At 41.8% G+C, this 20,740-nt stretch carries 12 protein-coding genes; 3 read left to right on the top strand and 9 right to left on the bottom strand.

What is annotated here, in order from left to right:
* Position 1: 1 nt before the first annotated feature.
* From nagA to L1D46_RS08675, 4 genes are read right to left on the bottom strand one after another with little or no spacing between them, the layout of a single operon-like run.
* On the bottom strand, positions 2–1,165 hold the full coding sequence (gene nagA, locus L1D46_RS08690; protein WP_239977369.1) for an N-acetylglucosamine-6-phosphate deacetylase: 1,164 nt from the start codon (positions 1,163–1,165) through the stop codon (positions 2–4).
* Positions 1,143–2,066 (bottom strand): ROK family protein, encoded by a 924-nt coding sequence (locus L1D46_RS08685; RefSeq protein ID WP_130050526.1) that lies wholly within the window; start codon positions 2,064–2,066, stop codon positions 1,143–1,145. Before L1D46_RS08685 ends, nagA begins: the two co-directional genes overlap by 23 nt.
* A gap of 17 nt (positions 2,067–2,083) precedes the next feature.
* The gene (locus L1D46_RS08680) at positions 2,084–3,202 is read right to left on the bottom strand and encodes an SIS domain-containing protein (protein ID WP_167658650.1); all 1,119 of its coding nucleotides are present in this window, start codon (positions 3,200–3,202) and stop codon (positions 2,084–2,086) included.
* A gap of 21 nt (positions 3,203–3,223) precedes the next feature.
* Complete coding sequence (locus L1D46_RS08675; protein ID WP_239977367.1) at positions 3,224–4,489, bottom strand: D-tagatose-bisphosphate aldolase, class II, non-catalytic subunit; 1,266 nt, start codon at positions 4,487–4,489, stop codon at positions 3,224–3,226.
* Between the two features lie 274 nt (positions 4,490–4,763).
* On the opposite strand from L1D46_RS08675, the gene L1D46_RS08670 reads away from it, so the two are divergent.
* The gene (locus L1D46_RS08670; RefSeq protein WP_239977365.1) at positions 4,764–6,224 is read left to right on the top strand and encodes a Gfo/Idh/MocA family oxidoreductase; all 1,461 of its coding nucleotides are present in this window, start codon (positions 4,764–4,766) and stop codon (positions 6,222–6,224) included.
* Positions 6,225–6,327: 103 nt separating this feature from the next.
* On the opposite strand, the gene L1D46_RS08665 is transcribed toward L1D46_RS08670, so the two are convergent.
* The 3 genes from L1D46_RS08665 to L1D46_RS08655 all read right to left on the bottom strand — a co-directional run bounded on the left by L1D46_RS08665 (position 6,328) and on the right by L1D46_RS08655 (position 10,745).
* The gene (locus L1D46_RS08665; RefSeq protein WP_239977364.1) at positions 6,328–9,192 is read right to left on the bottom strand and encodes a TonB-dependent receptor; all 2,865 of its coding nucleotides are present in this window, start codon (positions 9,190–9,192) and stop codon (positions 6,328–6,330) included.
* Positions 9,193–9,263: 71 nt separating this feature from the next.
* The gene (locus L1D46_RS08660) at positions 9,264–10,145 is read right to left on the bottom strand and encodes a FecR domain-containing protein (protein WP_239977363.1); all 882 of its coding nucleotides are present in this window, start codon (positions 10,143–10,145) and stop codon (positions 9,264–9,266) included.
* Between the two features lie 36 nt (positions 10,146–10,181).
* Entirely contained in the window at positions 10,182–10,745 is a 564-nt protein-coding gene (locus tag L1D46_RS08655) for a sigma-70 family RNA polymerase sigma factor (RefSeq protein ID WP_239977362.1), read from the bottom strand.
* Positions 10,746–10,961: 216 nt separating this feature from the next.
* On the opposite strand from L1D46_RS08655, the gene L1D46_RS08650 reads away from it, so the two are divergent.
* Positions 10,962–13,718 carry a TonB-dependent receptor gene (locus tag L1D46_RS08650; RefSeq protein WP_239977361.1) on the top strand — a complete coding sequence of 919 codons (2,757 nt, stop codon included), beginning with the start codon at positions 10,962–10,964 and terminating at the stop codon, positions 13,716–13,718.
* A 52-nt stretch (positions 13,719–13,770) separates the two neighbouring features.
* The gene (locus L1D46_RS08645) at positions 13,771–15,597 is read left to right on the top strand and encodes a metallophosphoesterase (protein WP_239977360.1); all 1,827 of its coding nucleotides are present in this window, start codon (positions 13,771–13,773) and stop codon (positions 15,595–15,597) included.
* Between the two features lie 45 nt (positions 15,598–15,642).
* Here L1D46_RS08645 and L1D46_RS08640 read toward each other — a convergent pair whose 3' ends face one another.
* Together L1D46_RS08640 and L1D46_RS08635 are read right to left on the bottom strand one after the other, a co-directional pair.
* Positions 15,643–18,321, bottom strand: coding sequence for a M14 family metallopeptidase (locus L1D46_RS08640; protein WP_239977359.1), 2,679 nt, complete (start codon positions 18,319–18,321; stop codon positions 15,643–15,645).
* Positions 18,322–18,460: 139 nt separating this feature from the next.
* Positions 18,461–20,707, bottom strand: a complete 2,247-nt coding sequence (locus L1D46_RS08635) for a S46 family peptidase (RefSeq protein ID WP_239977357.1) — start codon at positions 20,705–20,707, stop codon at positions 18,461–18,463.
* Positions 20,708–20,740: the final 33 nt, after the last annotated feature.

The following is a 20,740-nucleotide window of genomic DNA, read 5'->3' as shown; positions in this document are numbered from 1 at the left end:
TTTAAAAGATTTGCTTACCCGCACAGATTGTTGCTTGAACAGAAAAGTCTTTATCGAGCAGGGCAAAATTAGCCTGTTTACCTACCGCAATACTCCCTATTTGCTCCGCTTTATTTAAAAACTCAGCGGGTACTAAACTCGCCATTTTAGTTGCTTCAACTAGGCTCGCGTCGGTTAGGCTATAGAATCGTTCAACGCCCACTTCCATGGTTAATGTGCTGCCAGCTAAAGAGCCGCTTTCAGTTCGCGCAACACCTTGCTCAACCACAATAGGAAGCTCACCTAAACGGTAGCGACCATCTTGTAAACCTCCAGCGCTCACACAGTCTGTAATTAGAGCAATTTTATCTGCTCCTTTTAAACGATATACCATGTTCATTATGCTCGGGTGCAAATGAATACCATCAGGAATAAGCTCAACCATTGCATCCTTGTCCATTAATAGTGCGCCGGTACAACCGGGATCACGATGATGAATACCGCGCATACCATTAAAAATATGCACACCACCGCAGGCACCATGGGCAAGAGCTTGTGTTGTTTGTTCAAAATTAGCATCTGTATGACCCAGCATCACACGCACACCTTTATCGGTGATATAGCGGATCATGTCGGGTGATTTAAGTAGTTCTGGCGCTAACGCAAATGAGCTTAAACAACCTTCACATGCTGCATAAATTTCATCAAATCGCTGTTTAGTGAGCTCTAAAAAAAATGACTCGTTATGCGCCCCTTTATGCGCTTCTGCAAAGAATAGACCTTCGTTATAAGTTCCCAGTAACTGTGCACCAGCCAAGCCTTTTTTATAAGCAGTCGCCATATTTTTATAAGCTTGAATTGATACGTCCCAGTCTGCGGTCACCGTTGTGCCAACAAAACCCGTAACGCCGTGCTTTGCTAAAGAACGAGAAATAGTCTCAAGCGATTCAAGGGTACCGTCCATAATATCGCAGCCTTCACGGCCATGAATATGCAAATCGATAAAGCCCGGAAATAAGCTATGTTCGCCTAACTCTATTACCTCGATTTCGGGCTCTATTTGCGTGGTAATAGCACTAATTTTGCCTTGCTCGACCAATACTGCATGATCGAGTAAAACGGCATCATCAGTAACAACTTTTGCGGCTTTTAAGTAATAGCGATTAAGATGCTTTGGAATTAGCATGAACACTTCCTATTATTGCAGCGCCCCGCACGCCGCTAGAATCACCAAATTTTGCACGCTTCACTTCGGGCACGGCAAAACCTGAAAATAAATGAGTTTGAATGGCGTCAGGTAGTTTTTCTACTATTGCATCAATGAGCGACAACCCACCCCCAAGCACGATAACTTCTGGGTGCAAACTTTTACTAATGGCAGCAAAGGTTTCACCAAGAATGTCTAAGTAACAAGCGAGCACCTTTAAAGCTTGCTCATCTGAGCGCTTGATATCGTTCGCCCATTCAATCGCTGATTTAGGGGATTGAGTAATATGCTGATACAAGGTTTGTACACCTGGCCCTGCAATATAACTTTCGACACAGCCATTTAAACCACAGCCACATTTCAAAACTGGCAATTGATATTTTTGTTGCAGATACGCAGACAGTGGTAAATGACCATACTCCCCCGACATACCTAAGCCTTGGTTAAACAAAGTACCATCAATGCACATACCACCTGCCGCACCAGTGCCAACAATTGCACCGAATACCCGACTATAACCTTCACCGGCTCCGCCATTTGCTTCCGATAAAGCAAAACACCGGGTGTCATTTAATATCGCAACAGGGCGTTTTAATATTGCTTGAAGATCTGTGGCAATCACTTTACCTGTGGCACATGGCACATTAGCCGACAACACTTTACCTGCATCATTAACAATACCTGGCATCCCTATGCCCACAGCACCTTGGCAACCTGTCAGCTTATCGGCTTTGAGCACTTGCTGATAAATTGCTTGCAAAAATTGCTGATAGTCATCGGTTGGCGTGGTAATACGCCAACTTTGCTGTTGCTCTAAATTATCATTAAAAATGGCGGTTTCGATTTTTGTACCGCCAATATCAAGTCCGTAAACAGCCATGCTTTACCCAATACTACTTAGCGAGAAGTTAATGGGTAAATAGTTACCCCTTTTACAACACGGTTAACTTCGCCCGTAGGGCAAGGATTATCAGGTGTTAAACCGAGTGACATTGATTTATAAAATGCAAAAATCTGACAATAGACAATATAATACAGACCTTGCCAAACATCATCTAGCTCGACCAGTTCACTATTTAAAGCCAGCTTTTTGACCGCAGAACATTGTTGGTCATTTAATAGTTCATTATATAAATCAGCATCATACAAACTACTATAAAAATCACTCGAGGCCATCAACAACACTGCTGTTTTATCGTTAATAATAGTTTTAGGGCCATGGCGAAAACCGAGTGGCGTTTCAAAATAACTAATTAAGTCACCATTCGTTAATTCTAAACACTTTAAGGCCGCTTCTTTTGCGTAACCAATTAAGGAACCAGCCCCTAAAAACACCAAGCGTTCAATATCAGTTTGCGCAAAGTTCCTAACCTCATCGAGTTGAGTTTCGAGCAGCTGCTCTGTTTGCCTTGTCACTTGTGTAAGCTGATTAACATCAGGGGTAAAAATACATAACGTTGAAAGCAACATCGAAGTAAAACTACTGGTCATTGCAAAGCTTTCATCAAGGGTTTCTTTCGGCATAAGTACACTAAAGCTATTGCTTTTAATCGCAGCTCTTTTAGCTAACTCACCGCTTTCATTACAGGTAATGACTAAGTGATAGCATTTTTCAACGACTTGCTCAGCGATATCGACCGCAGCGACACTTTCAGGGCTATTACCTGAACGCGCATAAGAAATAAGTAAGGTTGGCGTACCCTTTTGTAAAAAACCATGTGGGTTAGACACAATATCTGTAGTGCTGACTGCGCGCACATTTAAATCTGTTTTGGCTGTTAAGTGTGGTGCTAATACTTCGCCAACATAAGCTGATGTGCCAGCGCCAGTTAATACTATTTGTAATTCCTTTAATGGCAGAAGCGGGGCTAAAAATGCGTTTATTTCTGCTCGATGTGTTTCGATAATAGCGGCGGTATTACACCATGATTCTGGCTGCTGAGAGATTTCTCTTGCTGTCCAATAAGCGTTCTTTTGCTTAAGTTCTGTTTCGTTTAATAATAAATACTGCGTCATAATAAATTCTCTCAACACCACCTATTGATTACAAGCAAGCGAATAGGTATTCGTTACTTCCATTATTTTATTAAGTACTAACTCACGCGGTGATGAGTTAATTTGGCCATTGATTAATGCTTTGTATTGCATTGGCATAAACTGACTAAGCAAGGTTTGTGGAATGATTTGCTCTTCTAAATTATCAAACAAGGTTTCTACCGTTTGCTTTATTTCATCTTCAGGCCAGTAGTAACGAATACGGTCGCTATAACTGTAAGCTCTAAATAACTTCGCTTGAGCGCCTTCTGTTGGGTAAAATTTATTCCAGTAATGCGTTTTTTCAAGCATGATCCGCTCACATACATCACGTAAATTAGAACGCTTGGCAGGATCAACTAACTGGTCTTCAATATAAGATAAAGCAAATAGCCCTTCACGAAGTGCATAAGTAAGCTGTGGGCCTACCTTCAATATTGCAAAGTGATCTTGCACTAGCTCATGGTAGCAGTGATCAGGCTGATAATCCGTTGAGTGAGCCTCATAAACTAGGTTGTCGACATGGGTTATAAATTCTTTCAGTTTTTGCGCCTCATTACGTTGATAGTTAAATACTTGATGATTATCAAACTCAACCCCTGGCTGCACAACAACAGCAATAACACGCGACCACACATCACTAATATTAAATTTAGCAAACGCAGCCTGATGTAATTCTATTGTTTGCTGTACACCTTCAACATGCGACACTTCAATCGTATCATGCTCCTCTGTAGCGCCACCCGGAGGAGGAACCTCAGTACCCACTACATAGAGAATATCGTTATCTTCTGAGACCGACTCTGCAGCTTGACACATCAATGCTGCACGCTCGGCAATCACAGCATCAGCCAAACGTTCTCCATCGTCATCACATGGCATACTGGCATCTAAATGAATTTTCTTAAAACCAGCGCTTACATAGGCTTTTACTAGTTCAACAGCTTTTTCCATCGCAACCTCTGCAGGCTCATTCACCCAACACACTGGGCCTAAATGATCCCCACCTAAAATAATGCGCTGGGTACCTAACCCTACCTTTTCGGCTATTGCATGGACAAATTCAACAAAGTCATGGGGCTTCATACCTGTGTAACCACCAAACTGATTAACTTGATTCGCCGTAGCTTCAATTAAAACTTCAGTGTCATCATTGAGAGCTTGCAACATCGCTGCTTCGATAACGAGCGGGTGTGCACAGCACACAGAGTAAATTCCCTGCGCTTGCCCTACTCGATTGTTATTTATAATCGTTTTTAATGCATTCATGGTTTTCTCCAAGCAGCTTACGCTATTGGTTAGATACGTGATTTGAAATTACAGTAGCACAGCGCGAAACACTTCGCAATAAAACGAAAGACAACGAAAGAATGGAAGTAAGTTAAAAGCACGCTTAATATAGGGTTTAATAAGACTTTAAATGATAAACCCTGCAATTACGAAAGAATTTGAAAGCATTTAATTGTAATTAACTTTGAGTTGCGATATAACAGAAATAACTGAAACCCACTATTAAAATAATCTCAGTGATTTAGGTATCGTTATGACAATAGATAGACGTAGTTTTTTAAAATCTGCCGCAGCCATTACCGCAGCGACAGTCGTGACTGGCTGTGCGAAAAGCCAACAAGGTGATAACCAAAGCAGCCCACTTGCTGCACAAGGTAAAAGCGTAATGGGCTTAGCTGTGCCAGCAATGGATGTGGTACGTGTTGGTTTTATCGGAGTTGGTCAACGTGGTAGCGGCCATGTAAAACACCTTTGCCATATTGAAGGTGTTGAAATTAAAGCTATTTGCGATACAGATCAGCTAATGCTTGATAAGTCTGTTAACTATGTTGTTGAAAAAGGCTTACCTAAACCAACTGCTTATACGGGTTCTGATAAAGCCTATTTAGACATGCTTGCTCGCGATGACATAGACATTGTGATCATTTCAACACCTTGGAAATGGCACACACCAATGAGTGTTGAGACCATGGAAAGTGGTAAACATGCCTTTGTTGAAGTACCAGCAGCCACCACAATGGAAGAATGCTGGCAACTAGTGAACACTGCTGAACGCACACAAAAGAACTGTATGATGATGGAAAACGTTAACTACGGTCGCGACGAGTTAATGGTATTAAACATGGTTCGAAAAGGCGTATTTGGCGAGTTACTACATGGTGAAGCCGCTTATATTCATGACCTGCGTTGGCAGATGAAAGAAATCGACCGTAGCACCGGCTCTTGGCGCACTTACTGGCATACGAAAGTAAACGGTAACTTATACCCAACTCATGGTTTAGGCCCGGTTTCTCAGTATATGAACATCAACCGTGGTGACCGCTTTGACTTTGTTACATCAGTCAGCTCTCCTGCTCTTGGCCGCGCAGCGTACGCAGAACGTGAATTCCCTGCAGGCCACGAACGTCGTTCACTTAAATTTACTGCTGGCGACATGAACACCAGCATTATTAAAACAGTGAAAGGTCGTAGCATTATGGTTCAACACGATACCACTAGCCCTCGTCCGTATAGCCGCCATAACCTAATTCAAGGTACTAATGGTACATTTGCAGGTTTCCCTAATCGTATTGCCCTTGAAGATGTGCCACCAGCTATCGCGAAAATTTATCAACAGCAATATGAAGCAGAGCTCGCTGCGTGGGAAAAAGCCGGCTCGCAAGGTCGTAAGCCACATATGCAAAATTTCCATAGCTGGGATCAAGATATGGAAAAGTGGCGTGCCGAGTTTGATCATCCACTTTGGAAACGCATGGGTGAAGAAGCGGTTCGTAACGGTGGTCACGGCGGTATGGACTTCATTATGCTTTGGCGCATGATCTACTGCTTGCGCAATAATGAGCCACTTGATCAAGATGTATACGATGCTGCAGCATGGTCATCAATCTTCCCGCAAAGTATGGCATCGGTTGCTGATAGAAGTAACAGCAAAACAATTCCAGACTTTACCCGTGGCGCTTGGCAAACAGGCAAGCCGCTGGGGATTGTGTCTTAACACTTTCTCTCCTTGGAATACTAAAAAGCCCGCCCTTTGCCCTGCGGGCTTTTTTATTAATTCACAATGTTATTCATTCATATGATGATACTTTGATGATCATTTATAGAGTTAATGAAAGACTCAGTACAAAGCGGCGACCAAATTGTTCTACTTTCATAAGTGATGAGGCGTCCTTTGTTTGTACCTCTCTAACTAGGCTCTTATCTGTGGCATTAAAAATATCAAATCGCAACGCAACCAAATCAGAGAAAAACCAACTGTAACTTAGGTCTACACTTGTAAAATTATCGACATAAACATCTGCATTATTCGATAAGTCTCGCTGCTCTAAAAAATCACTCCGGTAATTAAGATTAACAGCACTTTGCCATTGCTTTGCGTTAAACAGTAAGCGCAGATTTGCAGTTAATTCAGATACCCCTTCAATATCTGTGTTGTCGATTTGCTCCGCCGTTAATTTGGCGTCCAATAACTGACTAACACTCGATATCATTCGACTTTGCAGTAGAGAATTTGATAACACAGGTAGTTTCAAATCAGTACTAAATTGCAGCCCACTAATTGCTGCTTGTCCATCATTATTGGCTTGTAAAGCTGGGTATTGCTGCTGTTGATAGGTTACGTTTTTGATTTGTTCAACAATAAAGTTATCGAGCTGATGATTAAATGCCATCAATTGCAAACTACTTTCTTCACCTGACCAACTAAAAGATAGGCTAGTGGAGTTTGCTACTACAGGTTCTAAAGCTGGGTTTCCTAATTCGGCATAGGGTAAACCGCCAGAATTAACATGTAGTTTTGGATTTAAATCAGAATAGTTAGGCCGATTCATTGCACGGCTATAACCTAAGCGAGCAAGCCATTTCTCAGACAACTGCCATTTGAAATTCAAAGAAGGTAACCAAGTAGAAATGTTAACCTGCTCAGAAAGCTTTTCTAGTTGGCCGCTTTCATTGAGCTGATGCCCTAATGTTTTACTTTTTACATAGCTGTGCCTGAGTCCAAAAGCGGTCGTTAAGTTTTTAAGTTCTGATATTTGCCATACGCTGTGGATATAGCTTTCATAGGCAGTAAATTCAGTTTCATAACTATTTAAGTAATCATTGGCTTGCCGATCAGCAAATGGTAGGTCAATATCATACAACTGTAAAAGGTCACGCTTTGGGATCAGCCAAGCTTGCGTAGGCTGTGACAGAAAATCGGCTTGAAATTCCGTATTTAATGGCTCTAACCAACGGCCATCAAGCGCTGGTAAATCAGTTAACTGTATTTGCGATAAACTTACATCTTGGCGAAGATACTGATGAGAGTGCGTAGACTTTACTGCGCCAAACTGTAAACTCGACAACCCCCAAATGGATGATATTTGCCAAGTGCTATCTATCCCCCATTCTGTTACTTCATCATTTACTTCAATCTGGCGGCGGCTTAATTGTGATAACTGTGAGTAACTATCAACAAGCGCTAAATTACTGTCCAACTCATAGTAGCCCAGATGTTTTCCAGAAATAGAAACCTCTGCAGGTACAGCTTTTAATTCAACATGAGTTCGGGTAATTGGGGTTTGTGTTTCACTTAACGATTTACTGTGGCTGTAAAACGGACTTATTTGCCAATGGCTACCATCTTTTGCGTACCATGTAGGCAATATTTGTAAGGTTTGAGTATGGTAGTAAAGCCCTGACTCTTCGCGTGAAGATTTACTTTTTGCCGCATTAAATTGCACAGTTTGAATACTGTTTTGATGTTCACTTAGTATGGCTGTTGCATCATCACTTGATGGATTAATTGAGAGCCGGTGCTCATCGTAGGTAAAATCGGTGTCTGAACGAAGCCAAAGTGTATTTAATTCAAATCGCTGACTCGGCTGCCAAGCAATATTTGTGTAATAACTTGCACGAGTTCTGTCTTCATGCTCGATTGTAAGTGCTAACGTATCAGTGGGAACTAAGCTATTATTTTCAAGCCCTTGCCACTGATATGCTGCTGGAGCCCCACCATTATTCCCCCAATGCCACGTTTCAAATTGAAATTGCCTTTGTAAGCGGTTTTCGTAATTAAACTTAACGACAGCAGCTAACTTACTGTCAGCTGAAATAGTATTGGCGATTAAACCAAAGCTTGGTTGAAAGTTACGCTCACCTGCAAGGGCTGCACTGGTTAAGGTTACTTTTAGATGATCATCATCAAATGAAAGCGGATCATCACTTATTAAGTTGACTGTCGCTCCAGCTGCTCCGCTAGGTAACCTTGCATCAGCGAGTTTATATACGGCAATATTGGAAAAAAGTTCGGCGCTGAATGTATCAAAACGATACTGCTGACCATATTGATTCGAGTTACGAACGTTTTCAGTATTTGCTAATCTGTGTCCATTTAACAAGGTTAATTGATACTCAGGGCCTAGTCCCATCGCATTAATGTTAAGTGCTTCTCCGCGATCCCTTGAAATACTAACCCCAGGAATTGCTTGTAGTGCTTCAGCCAAATTTTCAGCTGGTAGAAGAGAAAGCATTGTGCCGTTAGCAAAGTCAGCTTCGCCAATATAGTTTTGTTTTTGCTGCTGCGCGTAATCGGCACTTTGTTGATAATCACGAGCATAAACCAAAGAAGAAGCCTGATTGTTTTTATCACCTTTCACAGTCACCTCCTCTATGAAGGGCTGTGGCAGTGAATGATGTTGTGTCTGGCTTGGCTTAGAAATAATAATGCCCGATGATGTTTGTTGCCAAATAAAGTCATGTTTTAGCAACATGGCATCAAGGCTTGCCTCTAGACTAACTGTTTCAGATAACGTAGCTGAGTTTAAGATAACTGAACTTACTAGGTTGTCTGGATAAATAATTGCAACTTGGTACTGCTCAGCCAGTGCATTAAGCGCTGCTTTTAGGGTGCTTTGTGCAGCATATAGCTGCTTGGCATACACACCAATCAGCATCAAAGCAAAGCAGAAAATACGCCCCATTAATTTGCATCCTCATTACTAGAGGAAAACATTGTGCCTATTTTCAATGAAAGGTTTATGACAACATCATGTCAGTTGTCAGCCTTTTGACTTAGCTCAATACTATCTGAGTATTGGTTTACATCAAGTGCATTTAGCTGAGCTATGAGCTTTGCAGCACCAAGAATGTCGTCAACAGCAAAGCGACCACTTACATGTATATCACTTGGTACATTGCTTAACACCAAAGGTTTTTCGCTATAACGATTTAACTGAAATAATGCATCATTGATAGACACGTTATCTAAGTCCAACCATCCTTGCTGCCAATCAGGTTGTGAGGCATTAAATTGCAAGACCTGTATCGAAGAATCACTTACTCGGGCACGCTGCCCTTTCACTAATTCAACGTGCTGCGACCCATCAAAACTAGTTACTGAAACTTTACCATGAAAAACATCAACTAACGTTTCTCGTAATGTTTTGTCCACATTAAAAGCCGTACCAAGCACTTCAATCGTGGCATTGCCCACATCAATTGTGAAAGGGCGCGATTCATCACGATGTACAGAAAAATATGCTTCGCCATTTGCTAAGATTGCTTTTCGAGCATGGCTATTCTCGCTGAATTCAAGTTGCGTATTCACGTTCATTGCGACCTGTGTACCATCAGACAAATTCACTTGTTGTGCTTTATCACTAGCAAATTGCTGAACAGCTACAAGATCAGAAGAAGATATGGGCGTCTGTTCATTTGATGGCATGAAAGTCCACATTAAAATAGCAAAGCACGCAGCTACAGCACCGCCTCCCCATGAATACTGCGCTAAACGACGGCGTTTTTTAGCATGTTCGAGTTGTTCATTCTGTTGTGCATCCACCAGCTCAAGCGCGGCTAATAATGCAGGGTCGTCCCAAATAGCCTTTTCTAGCGCATTATCAGATTCATAATCATGTTGGTGTGAAAAATTCATCGTTGTCTCAATTGCTGGTAATACTAATATGACGGATTAACTGTCATGACGGGGACATTCATGTACTAAAAAATACTCAGCCATGGCATTTTTCAGCATATCCATTGCCCGTGTAATATGTTTTTTAACCGCTTCTTCTGAGATCCCCAAACTACTTGCAATCTCAGCTCGTGTTTGACCTTTAATACGGCGGCGAATAAACACATCTCTGCGAAGTGCAGGCATGTGCGACAAAACGCGCTGATAAAGTTCAACACGTTGCTCATATTCAAGTGCGGACTCAAGCGATAACGCCTCACAATGAGGCTCATGCTCTAAACTTTCCGGTGTTTTTTTCTGCTCGCGGTGATGATCTATTATCAAATGCTGAGCCATCCTATACCCATATGCGAGCGGATTATCTATCGAGTCTAAGTGTTCTGATCTAAGTGCCTTGAGAAGTAGCTTCTGAAATAAATCATCCGCATCAGCACGCTCTGCCACTGCTTTGCAAAAAAAGCCTTTTAAAGCGTCTTGATTTGCTATGAAGCATTGTAAAAGTGTTCTGCTTTGCTCTGTGATCTTATTATCAAAGCCGTTAGTCATTGAAGGTAAAGACATATTTAAGTTAAAGGCTAGCTTATTTATCTGAGTATGACGTAAATGCTAGCCTAAAGGGGACTGCAGTTTGATGATCATTTGGTTACAGTTTTAAGTAATTATCGACTTAAAAATGTCATGAAAGCTTCATTAAAAAATAGGTCCCCTTCCTTGTTAATGCAGCGTCTTTAGAGGCGAATTTAAACCAAATATTGCATTTAACAGGAATTAACCCTCATGACTTACCGTGCATTTTCATTATCACCTCTAGCGCTTGCTGTTGGCTCATTATTAATTGCTCCCACCTACGCAGAAGAAAACCAAGAGCCAATGGAAGAAATTGTTGTCACTGGCAGCTACATAAAAAGTTTAGAAAAAGCGATTGATTTAAAGCGCACTAATATTGGCTTCTCAGATTCAATTGTCGCGTCTGATATCGCAGACTTCCCAGAACAAAACTTAGCAGAAGCTTTACAGCGTATGCCGGGTGTTACGATTGAGCGTAATAAAGGTCTAGGTCAAAAAGTAAATGTACGTAGCTTACCGTCTGAATTTACCTTTGTTTCTATTAACAACCTTGCGACTGCCTCTGGCAGTGGTGGCCGTGATGTTGAATTTGATATGTTTGCTTCAGAAATTATTCAAAGTGTCACCGTTAAAAAATCGCCAACGGCCGCAGATGAAGAAGGCGGCATTGCCGGCTCTGTTGCAATTACTACTGCACGCCCATTTGACTATGATGGTCGCCAAATGGTGGCATCGGTTGAAGGCGCATATAACGATATCTCTGAACAAAGCGATCCTAAGTTTGCGTTTTTAGCGAGTAATACCTTTGGTGATTGGGGCGCGCTTGCTTCATTCGCTTATTCAGAGCGTACAAATAGAACAGATAGTAACTCTGGTATTGATTTTCGTCCTCTGTCACGTTGGACAGAAAAATCAGGTTCATCACAATGGCAATCAGACCAAACTGTTGACGTTTTAGAGCGCGATACGGGTATCACTATAAATGATCGCTTCAACAAAGATGAAACCAGCCGCGTTGTGTTTATGAACAAAGTCGGCGACAGAGCTTTCTTAACTGAACAAGAAAAATGGGGCGCAACTTTATCACTACAATACAAACCGAGCAGTGAATTTAGCCTCACTTTTGATGCACTACTGGGCAACTTTGATAATCATGAAGACCAGTATGATGCTGCTGCTTATTCGGCCTCAAGTATCAGTGCATTAGAAAAAATAAACGATTACGATAACACCACCCTTGCAGATTATGGTATTACCGTTTTAACTGATGTTAACTATGCCGCAACCCAGCATGAGTTTTTAAGTAAAGAAAATAGTAGCGATACAGACTACCAGCAATTTAGCTTAACCCTTGATTGGATGATAGGTGACTGGGAAGTTTACGGTGTCGTTGGCTACAGTGGTGCAGATAAGTTAGCAGAAACAACTAACTTAAAGCACACTGCTTATCGCCCAACTCGTACTCGTTACACATCATCAGGCGGTGAAACCATTGCCAGCGATAATCCCGACACATTCGATATGTATAATTCTCCTGAAGCTTATACATTTGATTACTATGAAGTAAATCTAGAAGATATCTCAGATGATAAATATGCAGCTCAACTCGATTTCAGCCGCCATTTCCAACTAGATTTCTTACCTGCATTGTCAAAAGTTCAGTTTGGTGCGCGTTATACTGATAAATCTAAACAACGTAATTATGGAAGTAATAGAATCACAGGCCCTACCTCGGGTGATTCATCGTGGGTAGGCACACGTACCTTAGCTGATAGCGAAATACATACGATTTCAGATTTAGTGTCCGGTGGTGAGTACCTATCTGACGTATCGTCTAAACAAGACTGGAGTCAAATTTCAAATAGTTATGCACGTAATGAATTACGTTACGATGGTTTCGGCGTTGACTACGAACCAGATCAATTCTACGAAGTATCAGAAAAAACCACCGCTATTTATATGATGGCTGACTTTGCATTTGAAATTGGCACCTTACCAGCCACTTTAAATACTGGTGTTCGTTACATTGATACCGATGTTGACTCTTCAGGGTATCATCAAGTGCAAGCTGATGATGGCAGCACAAACTATACGCCAACACCTATCTCAAAAGAAGGTAACTATAAAGAAACTCTACCTAGCATTAACTTTAGCTTAGAGCTAACTGAAAACTTATTATTCCGCGCGGCAGCATCAGAAACATTTATCCGACCAGCACTAACTGATATTGCTTATAAACGTACTGTGAGTTTAAGTGAATTTAAATACCGCGATGGTAACCCTGATTTAAAACCAACATATGCAGATCAATGGGAAACCGGGCTAGAGTGGTATTTAGAAGAAGGTGGTTTACTTGCTGTTTCATATTTCGAAAAAGAAATTGAAGGCGTAGTGCGTGAATCTCTAACAGGTGTTGTTAATGATGTAACTAAATATAATGACAATGGTACTGTTGATGGTGTTTACGACTTTGATGTTTATCAAAAAGTAAATGCGGATGGTTCATATGATGTAAGTGGTATCGAGTTCATTGCACAAATTCCATTTGCACGTTTTCACCCAATGTTACAGGGGTTCGGTATTAACGCTAACTATACGACGCTTGATAACTCACTTACAGGTGCCTCTGATTTAGCAATTCCAACACCACCTGAGGGCTTAGCTGACGAAACCTATAATGTTACTTTTTACTACGAAAATGACAGCTTTGATGCTCGTATCTCATACAACTATAAAGACAAATACGTAGAGTATATTGAACGCGATATGTACCCTGTTTACCGCGATGCCTACGGTCAAACAGATATCTCGCTAGGTTATCAAATAAACGACATGTTTAAAGTCACTCTTGAGGGGATCAATATCACAGATGAAGAAACAACGGGCTACACTATTGCTCCGACTTTCCCAACTATGTATGAGTTCTCAGGTCGTCGCTTCTCACTGGGCTTACGCGGCAATTTCTAAATACTTTATCGGGGCCTTTGTGCCCCAATTTTTTTTCAGCAAGGCAACTTTAATGCGATTATTTACGCTATTTTCACTGCTTTTTGTTACGCTTCAAACCTATGGCAAAGAGCTAAACACACAAATTGCATTTATTCCCGATGTTCATTTTCACGATATCTATGCTGACTTTAGTCAGAGCGGCTTTAAAGGGGTAAAACTGGATAGCCAAACAAAACCCGTTGCAATTCGGAGTATGAAAGCCCAGCTTCACTCAACGCGACTTTTCAATGAAAACTATTTTGCTCTGATAGCGGCTTTAGATGATATTGCCGAACGCGGTGTGAAATTAATCGCTTTGCCCGGAGATTTTACTGACGATGGACAGCCCGCTCACCTAAAGGGGCTAAAAGCATTATTAAATGATTACTCAAAACGCTTCGACATGCGTTTTTTTGCTATTCCAGGAAACCATGATCCTGTTAAACCAATAAAAACCGCGGCTGGTAAGTCTGACTTTTTGAACAATGAAGGACGCGAAGTTGCTATTTTTAGTCGAGATCATAGAAACTGTAAAACGTCACAGACCGACACTTTGTTTTGCGATGATGGCATTGCTCATGGTGGCTATCAGGAAATTGTCTCTGCTATGGCTGATTTTGGTTTAATGCCTAATAGCCAAGATTTGCTTTGGCAAACACCTTTTATAAGTGATCATCCAGCCTTGTCAGAACGCCAATATCAACAGTGTAGCAAGGATAAAAAACACTGTGTAATGATCCCTGACACCAGTTATCTAGTGGAACCCGTTGCTGGATTGTGGCTTTTAGCCATAGATGCAAATGTGTATTTACCTGAGTTTAAAAACAACCAACTAACATTCAAAGGTTCTGGAAACGCTGGATACAATAAAGTACTTACTGAAAAGCCATATTTAATAACTTGGATAAAGCAAATTGTGAGTGCAGCAAAAAAGCAAAATAAAACGCTTATTGCATTTAGCCATTTTCCGATGGGTGAGTTTTACGATCAACAAAGTGCATCGATAAAAGAGCTGTATGGCAGCGATGCTTTTCAGCTCACCAGAGAGCCAACCAGAAATACGCAAGCGACCTTAGCGGAAACTGGACTACGTTTGCATATAGGCGGCCATATGCATATGAATGACACCAGCTTTATTAAAACTACAAAAAATACCCTTTATAACATTCAAGCCCCTTCAATAAGTGCATACCGTCCGGCGTACAAATTGGTCAGCATCAAAGGCAGTGAAGCCAAAGTTGATACAGTCCTTCTTGATTCTATTGCTGGCTTTGACGCGCTATTTCCTGCCTATGAAAAAGAATACAGTTACTTAGCTGAGCATGCTCCAGATGAAAAATGGCTTGCGGATATCCTAGATAGTGAAGACTATCATCAGTTTACTTTGCGCCACCTCGCTGGCCTTACGCGTTGGCGTTTTATACCAAGGGAATGGCCGGAAAGTTTTAGAAACTTGTTACTCTCATTCAGTTTCCACGAGCTATTAGGACTATACGACACTCCAATAAACAAGCCTTTAACACGACACTCTGAGCGCGTGCTAAAAGGAGTCACTCTATTTGAGTTTATACGCGATTTTTATTTACTCAGAAATGCAGGATCTTTGGCATTTAAGGACATTCCGACAAAACACCTAAAAGCATACAAAGTCATGGCCCAGCAATTAAATACAATGGGGCAATGTATACCAAAAAAAGTAAGGAAAATAGCACAAACCGTTGATGTTTGTACGCTACAGATAGGTCTTAGCAAAGCGCTTATGATTTTTGAAAAGCTAGCAGATGGTGAAAACGATCGCTGCTTGATCATTGATCTAAACTTAAATGCAAACAAGCCAGCAAAAGCATGCCTTCCTTAATAAAAACGGCACCTAAGCAGGTACCGTCTTTATTGTGCTTAGTAATTACTGAGCATGCGCTGCAGCACGGAAAATCGTGTTAGTTAAAAGTACATTCATGCCTTCAAGGTAGGCACGATAGGTTGGTGATTGTGTAAAGCCAATCACCATGCCTTTGCCTTGAGGTTGATGCACAAGCAATGGTTTATATGCAAGCTGCGCTTTATTTTGCTGCCAAAGGTAACCACTTGCCAGCACATCGTCTTTACCTGTAAACCACGCTAAGTTTTTACCTGAGTTAAGTTTTATTGGCGTGTAAATATCATTACCATAAGCCACCGCAACGAGGTCTTTATCAACCCCAGCCGTTAACCAATGCTCTTGATCTACTTCAACATTAGCAAGTACACCGGCTACATAGTCTGGCGATGTGTGTGGCTCGATGCTTGCCGCTTTCAAATCATCACGAGAAGTGAATAACTGCCCTGCCACTTTGCTGCTTTTATTATCGCTGCTATCGGCTTTATCTTCTCGGTAAGCTTGCTCTCGCTTCACATCTAATAAGCCGTAATCAACATTGGTGGTAAAACGGTTTGCATTACCTAGGGCAATCAACACGCCGCCCGCTTCAACCCAGCTTTTTAAATTAGCTGCGCCAGATTTACCTAATGCTTGCTCGTAATTACCTTCTGGTAAAATAAGCACTTGGTAATCACTTAAATCAGCCCATGCAAGCATTGGCGTACGAATCGCGGTTACTGGGTAGCCAAGCTGCCTTTCGATAACAAAACGAGTGTTACCGGCGCTTAGCTCACGAGTAGCGGCATCCCATGCAATCGCCACTTTTGGTGCCACCATAGGCACTGTTTTGTTACTACCAAAGCTTGGGCCTTCAATCACCCAGCTTGAATCCACACCATCAACAATTGCACCAGTTTGCTCAGCAATTTGGCTAATTTTAGTTAGTAAGTCCTTATCGTTTAGGCGTTTTTCGATTATTAAGCTACCCGCTGGGTAGTTAGTTTTATCACCTAATACAAATGCTTGGTCAGCACTTTTCAGTTTAATGCCAGCTTGTAGTGCCGCTGTTAAAAAGCGTGCTGCGGCCGTATCGCCCCAGGCAACAATATAAGCCACTGAGGCATCTGGGTTATTCACTTTGCCAAGCAATGTGTCGTCGGCCTTAACTGCTTTACTGTCTGCGCTAACAGCTCGATTACAGCTATCGCTATCAACATTAAACATCATCGGCAGTGACCAACCTGTGACATCGTAAATTTCATCACTCAGGTTACGAGCACGGCGTCTTTCTTGCTCTTTTACAAATGCCTCAGCCATATCTACTTGGTCTGTAAATGTGGTGCGTACAAATACCCCACGTGGCTGGGCGGTATCAATAAAGTAGCTACCCGCTTTATACTTAACGCCACAGGCTTTGAAATCTTCGGTTGCTTGTTTAACTTCAACACCATGTTCAGCCATTAAGGTTGCTAACCTATGAGCTCCTTCACGATTACTTTGTTTAGGTAAAATATAAACACGCTCTTTGCTATCTTTACCGGAATCAATTGCATCAACTTGATATTGATAAAAGTCACCCAGTAATTTTTCGCGTTGATTGGCTGCACCTTCGGCGGTCGAGATTGAGGCCACAAATTGACGTTTTACAGTATTAAAATAAGTGAGCAGCTCACCAGTGTTTTTCTCAAATACATGACCTCTGGCTGAGCCGACTTCGTAGGTTGATGCAGACGCACCATAAAATACTGGCCAGCTATCGCCGTAGCCAGGATAAAAGGCGTCAAAAATTTCTCGGGTAAAATAATCAAAGCCAAACTCATCAAAATACTTCGCATGATTTTGACCAATTGCATCCATGTTGGCGATTTGAGTTTTCGTCATATGCGGGTTAAATGGTTGAGCAGCTGGTGCAAAGTAGTAAGATTGATCGCCGCCCATTTCATGAATATCCACCACCACTTGTGGTTTATATTTATTGATTGCTGCCACTCTTCCCTTACTTTCAGGCTGAGTAAGCGCTAACCAATCACGATTCATATCAAACAAATAATGATTTGTTCGGCCTCTTGGCCACGGCTCATTATGTTCTGCACTTAACCTATCAGCACTGTGCTCAAGACCGACGCTTGCATAGTAACGTGTAACAAAGCGCTCACGACCATCTGGGTTTTGTAATGGGTCGATAAAGACCACGGTGTTGTCTAAAATTTTGCTGTTAACGGCATCATTCGGAGCTGCTAATAAGTGATACGCAGTAAATAATGCAGCATCGGTTGAGCTAATTTCATTACCGTGCACTGCATATTGAAGCCAAACTGAAGTCGGTAAATTTTTTATTAGCGACTTCGCTTCTTTTTCAGAGGTAATACGCGGATCAGCCAAAGCTTGTGTGTCATTCGCAAAGGTTTCTAATGAACGAATATGCTCAGCGGTTCCAACCACCGCATAAACCAGCTCGCGACCTTCCCAGCTGTTTGCGTACTTAAACACTTTAATACGATCAGGCGCAGCCTGTTCAAGGGCGCTAAGATAACGGCGCATATCGCCGTAATTAGTGATGCGCTCACCTACGTCGTACCCTAGTACTTGTTTAAATGTCGGTATTTGCTTTTCGTAAGCTGTGCCCGGCCACATTGCTTCAGTATTCGTTGCACTGGCATTAAAGCTTGCCGTTATTGCCACAACACTCACTGAAATGGCGTTTATTATTTGTTTGGCGCTCATTATGTTTCCCAAATAAAAGTATCTATTTTGTACATTACAAAAGTATTGAAAATAAACAAATTAAAAACGTTAGACTGGCATAAATTAAAGACATAAAAAAACCGCAGCGATTGCTGCGGTTATTTTCAAAATAGCGGGACTATTTAACTAGGGTCATTTCATCAAGTAGGTAACCTGCGTTATCAACTTCTTCCATTAACCAAAGCATGTATCGAATATCAACGTGGATCGCACGGGTGATCTTGGCGTTAAAGTACCAATCTTTGGTGATTGATTCATAAGTAGAGTCAAAATTAAGACCCACTAATTCACCTTTACCATTCATCACTGGCGAACCTGAGTTACCACCGGTGGTATCCGCGCTACTTAAAAAGTTTACCGGCACTGAGTTTACTTCAAGAGGTTTAGCCGCCTCTGGCTCACAACCAAAGCTGAATAAGCTACAACTTACACCTGGTAGACCTAAGTCTCCACGGTAGTACGCGCCAAACGCTTGCTTTTTATATGCTTCAAGCACTTTGTCTGTAACAACAAACGGTTTTTCGCCAGTGTGTTTAGCCACTAAGCCACGCAGTGATGTAAATGGCGTTTTATACACTGCATCTGCTGCTGGATAACCATCAACTTGTGCGTAACTTACACGTAATGTGCCATTTGCATCTGGGTAAACTGGCTTACCTTTAGCATTATTAAAGGCGATGACTGCTTGCATATACTGCGGACGAATTTCAGCTAAACGACCGGCCATTTCTTTTTCGTCAGCCTCTTGTGCCATATTGGTATCGTATAGCGCAACAGCTAAATTAATGAATGGGTCATTTGATGCTTCAAATTCGGCTACTGATTTACCTATCCAGCTAACACGCGTTGCGGCATCAGCAAGCTCTGTTTCAGCATAGAAGTCAGCAACAATCGCATCAAGTTCGGCTTGTGTTGTAGTGTCTGTGATACCTAAGCCATTGTTTAATGCCGCTACTTGCGCAGCTTTGTCTTGTGCTAAATAGTTACCTAAGTAGCTTAACCATAAAGCTTTATCGACCTCAGGTGTAAATTGCTTTTGCAAGCGCTCTAAACGGGCTTTAAGCATAGGAAGATCGCGCTCTTGGTAACCCATTTCGCGCTCTGCATTAGGTTTTTCGCTCTCTTTTGCTAAGCGGTATAAACGAATTGCAGTGCTTAGTAAGTCTGCTCGTTTTGCATAATCAAAGTAAAAGTGACTTTGTTGCTGAGCATGTGCTTCAACTAATAATGACTTTAATGCGTGATATGAATCTGCATAGGCTTTACGTTCAGCACTTTGTGCAAACCAAGCTAGGTATTCTTGCTCTTGCGCAGCTTTAATTCCCGGAATATCCGTTACTTTAAAACCGTCTTGTAAACCTTCGAGTTTCTTTAAACGGTTGTTGGTGCTTTTTACACGAGAGGCATATTTTACCTGTGCTTGCTCATCGCCTTCACTTTGCTTGGCAATCACATCAAGGGTCATGTTGTAAGTATTAAGCAGTGTCGGGTAATACCAACTCGCTGAATAATTTACTTCGTCTGCTAGTTTATAGCGGCTTGTACGACCCGGATAACCTGCCACCAACACACCATCCCCTAAGCTTACGCCGCTCGCATTCACTTTTAAGAACGACTTTGGCTCATAAGGTACGTTATCTTCGCTGTAATCTGCAGGTTTACCATCTTTACCGACATAGCCACGTACAAACGTAAAATCAGCTGTATGACGTGGGTATTCAAAGTTATCGATGTCACCACCAAAATTACCCAATGCTTCTGCTGGGGCATAAACTAAGCGCACATCTTTGATCATTAGTTGCTTGATCATGAAGTACTCTAAGCCATGGTGAAAATCTCGAACCGTACAACGGTAGTTAGGATCTGATTCACACTCGCTGATCAACGCCTTGCGGTTCGCTTGAATCGCCTCAAAACGTGCTTTGCCGTGTAACTCAGCTGGTAAGTTACCCAGTACGCGCTCGGTTACATCATCGACTTGTTCTGTTACGTATAAGCGCTCTTGCGGGCCAGCTGGTAGTTCTTTAGATAAGCCTGCCGCTAAAAAGCCTTTTTCAATTAAGTTATTTTCTGGCGTACTGTTATTTTGAATCGCACCATAGGCACAGTGATGATTGGTTACCGCTAATCCTTTTGGTGAAACAAATGACGCAGAGCAATAGCCTAAACCAACAACAGCATTCAGCGGGTACTGGTTAAGATCTGCAACTTGTGAGGCAGGTAACTCGATACCAACACGGTCAAATTCGCTTTGTAATTGTTTTAATTGATGCGGTTGCCACTGCCCTTCATCAGCGTATGCGCTACCTACAGCGACAACACCCATTATTGCTAATGAAGTAGTAATAATATTTTTTTTAATCATGTTAATCCTAGTCAGTGCAAGGCACTATTCTAT

This window comes from Pseudoalteromonas sp. Isolate3 (assembly GCF_022398505.1).
Taxonomy (GTDB): Bacteria; Pseudomonadota; Gammaproteobacteria; order Enterobacterales; family Alteromonadaceae; genus Pseudoalteromonas; species Pseudoalteromonas apostichopi.
This window is presented reverse-complemented; position numbering and strand designations above follow the sequence as displayed.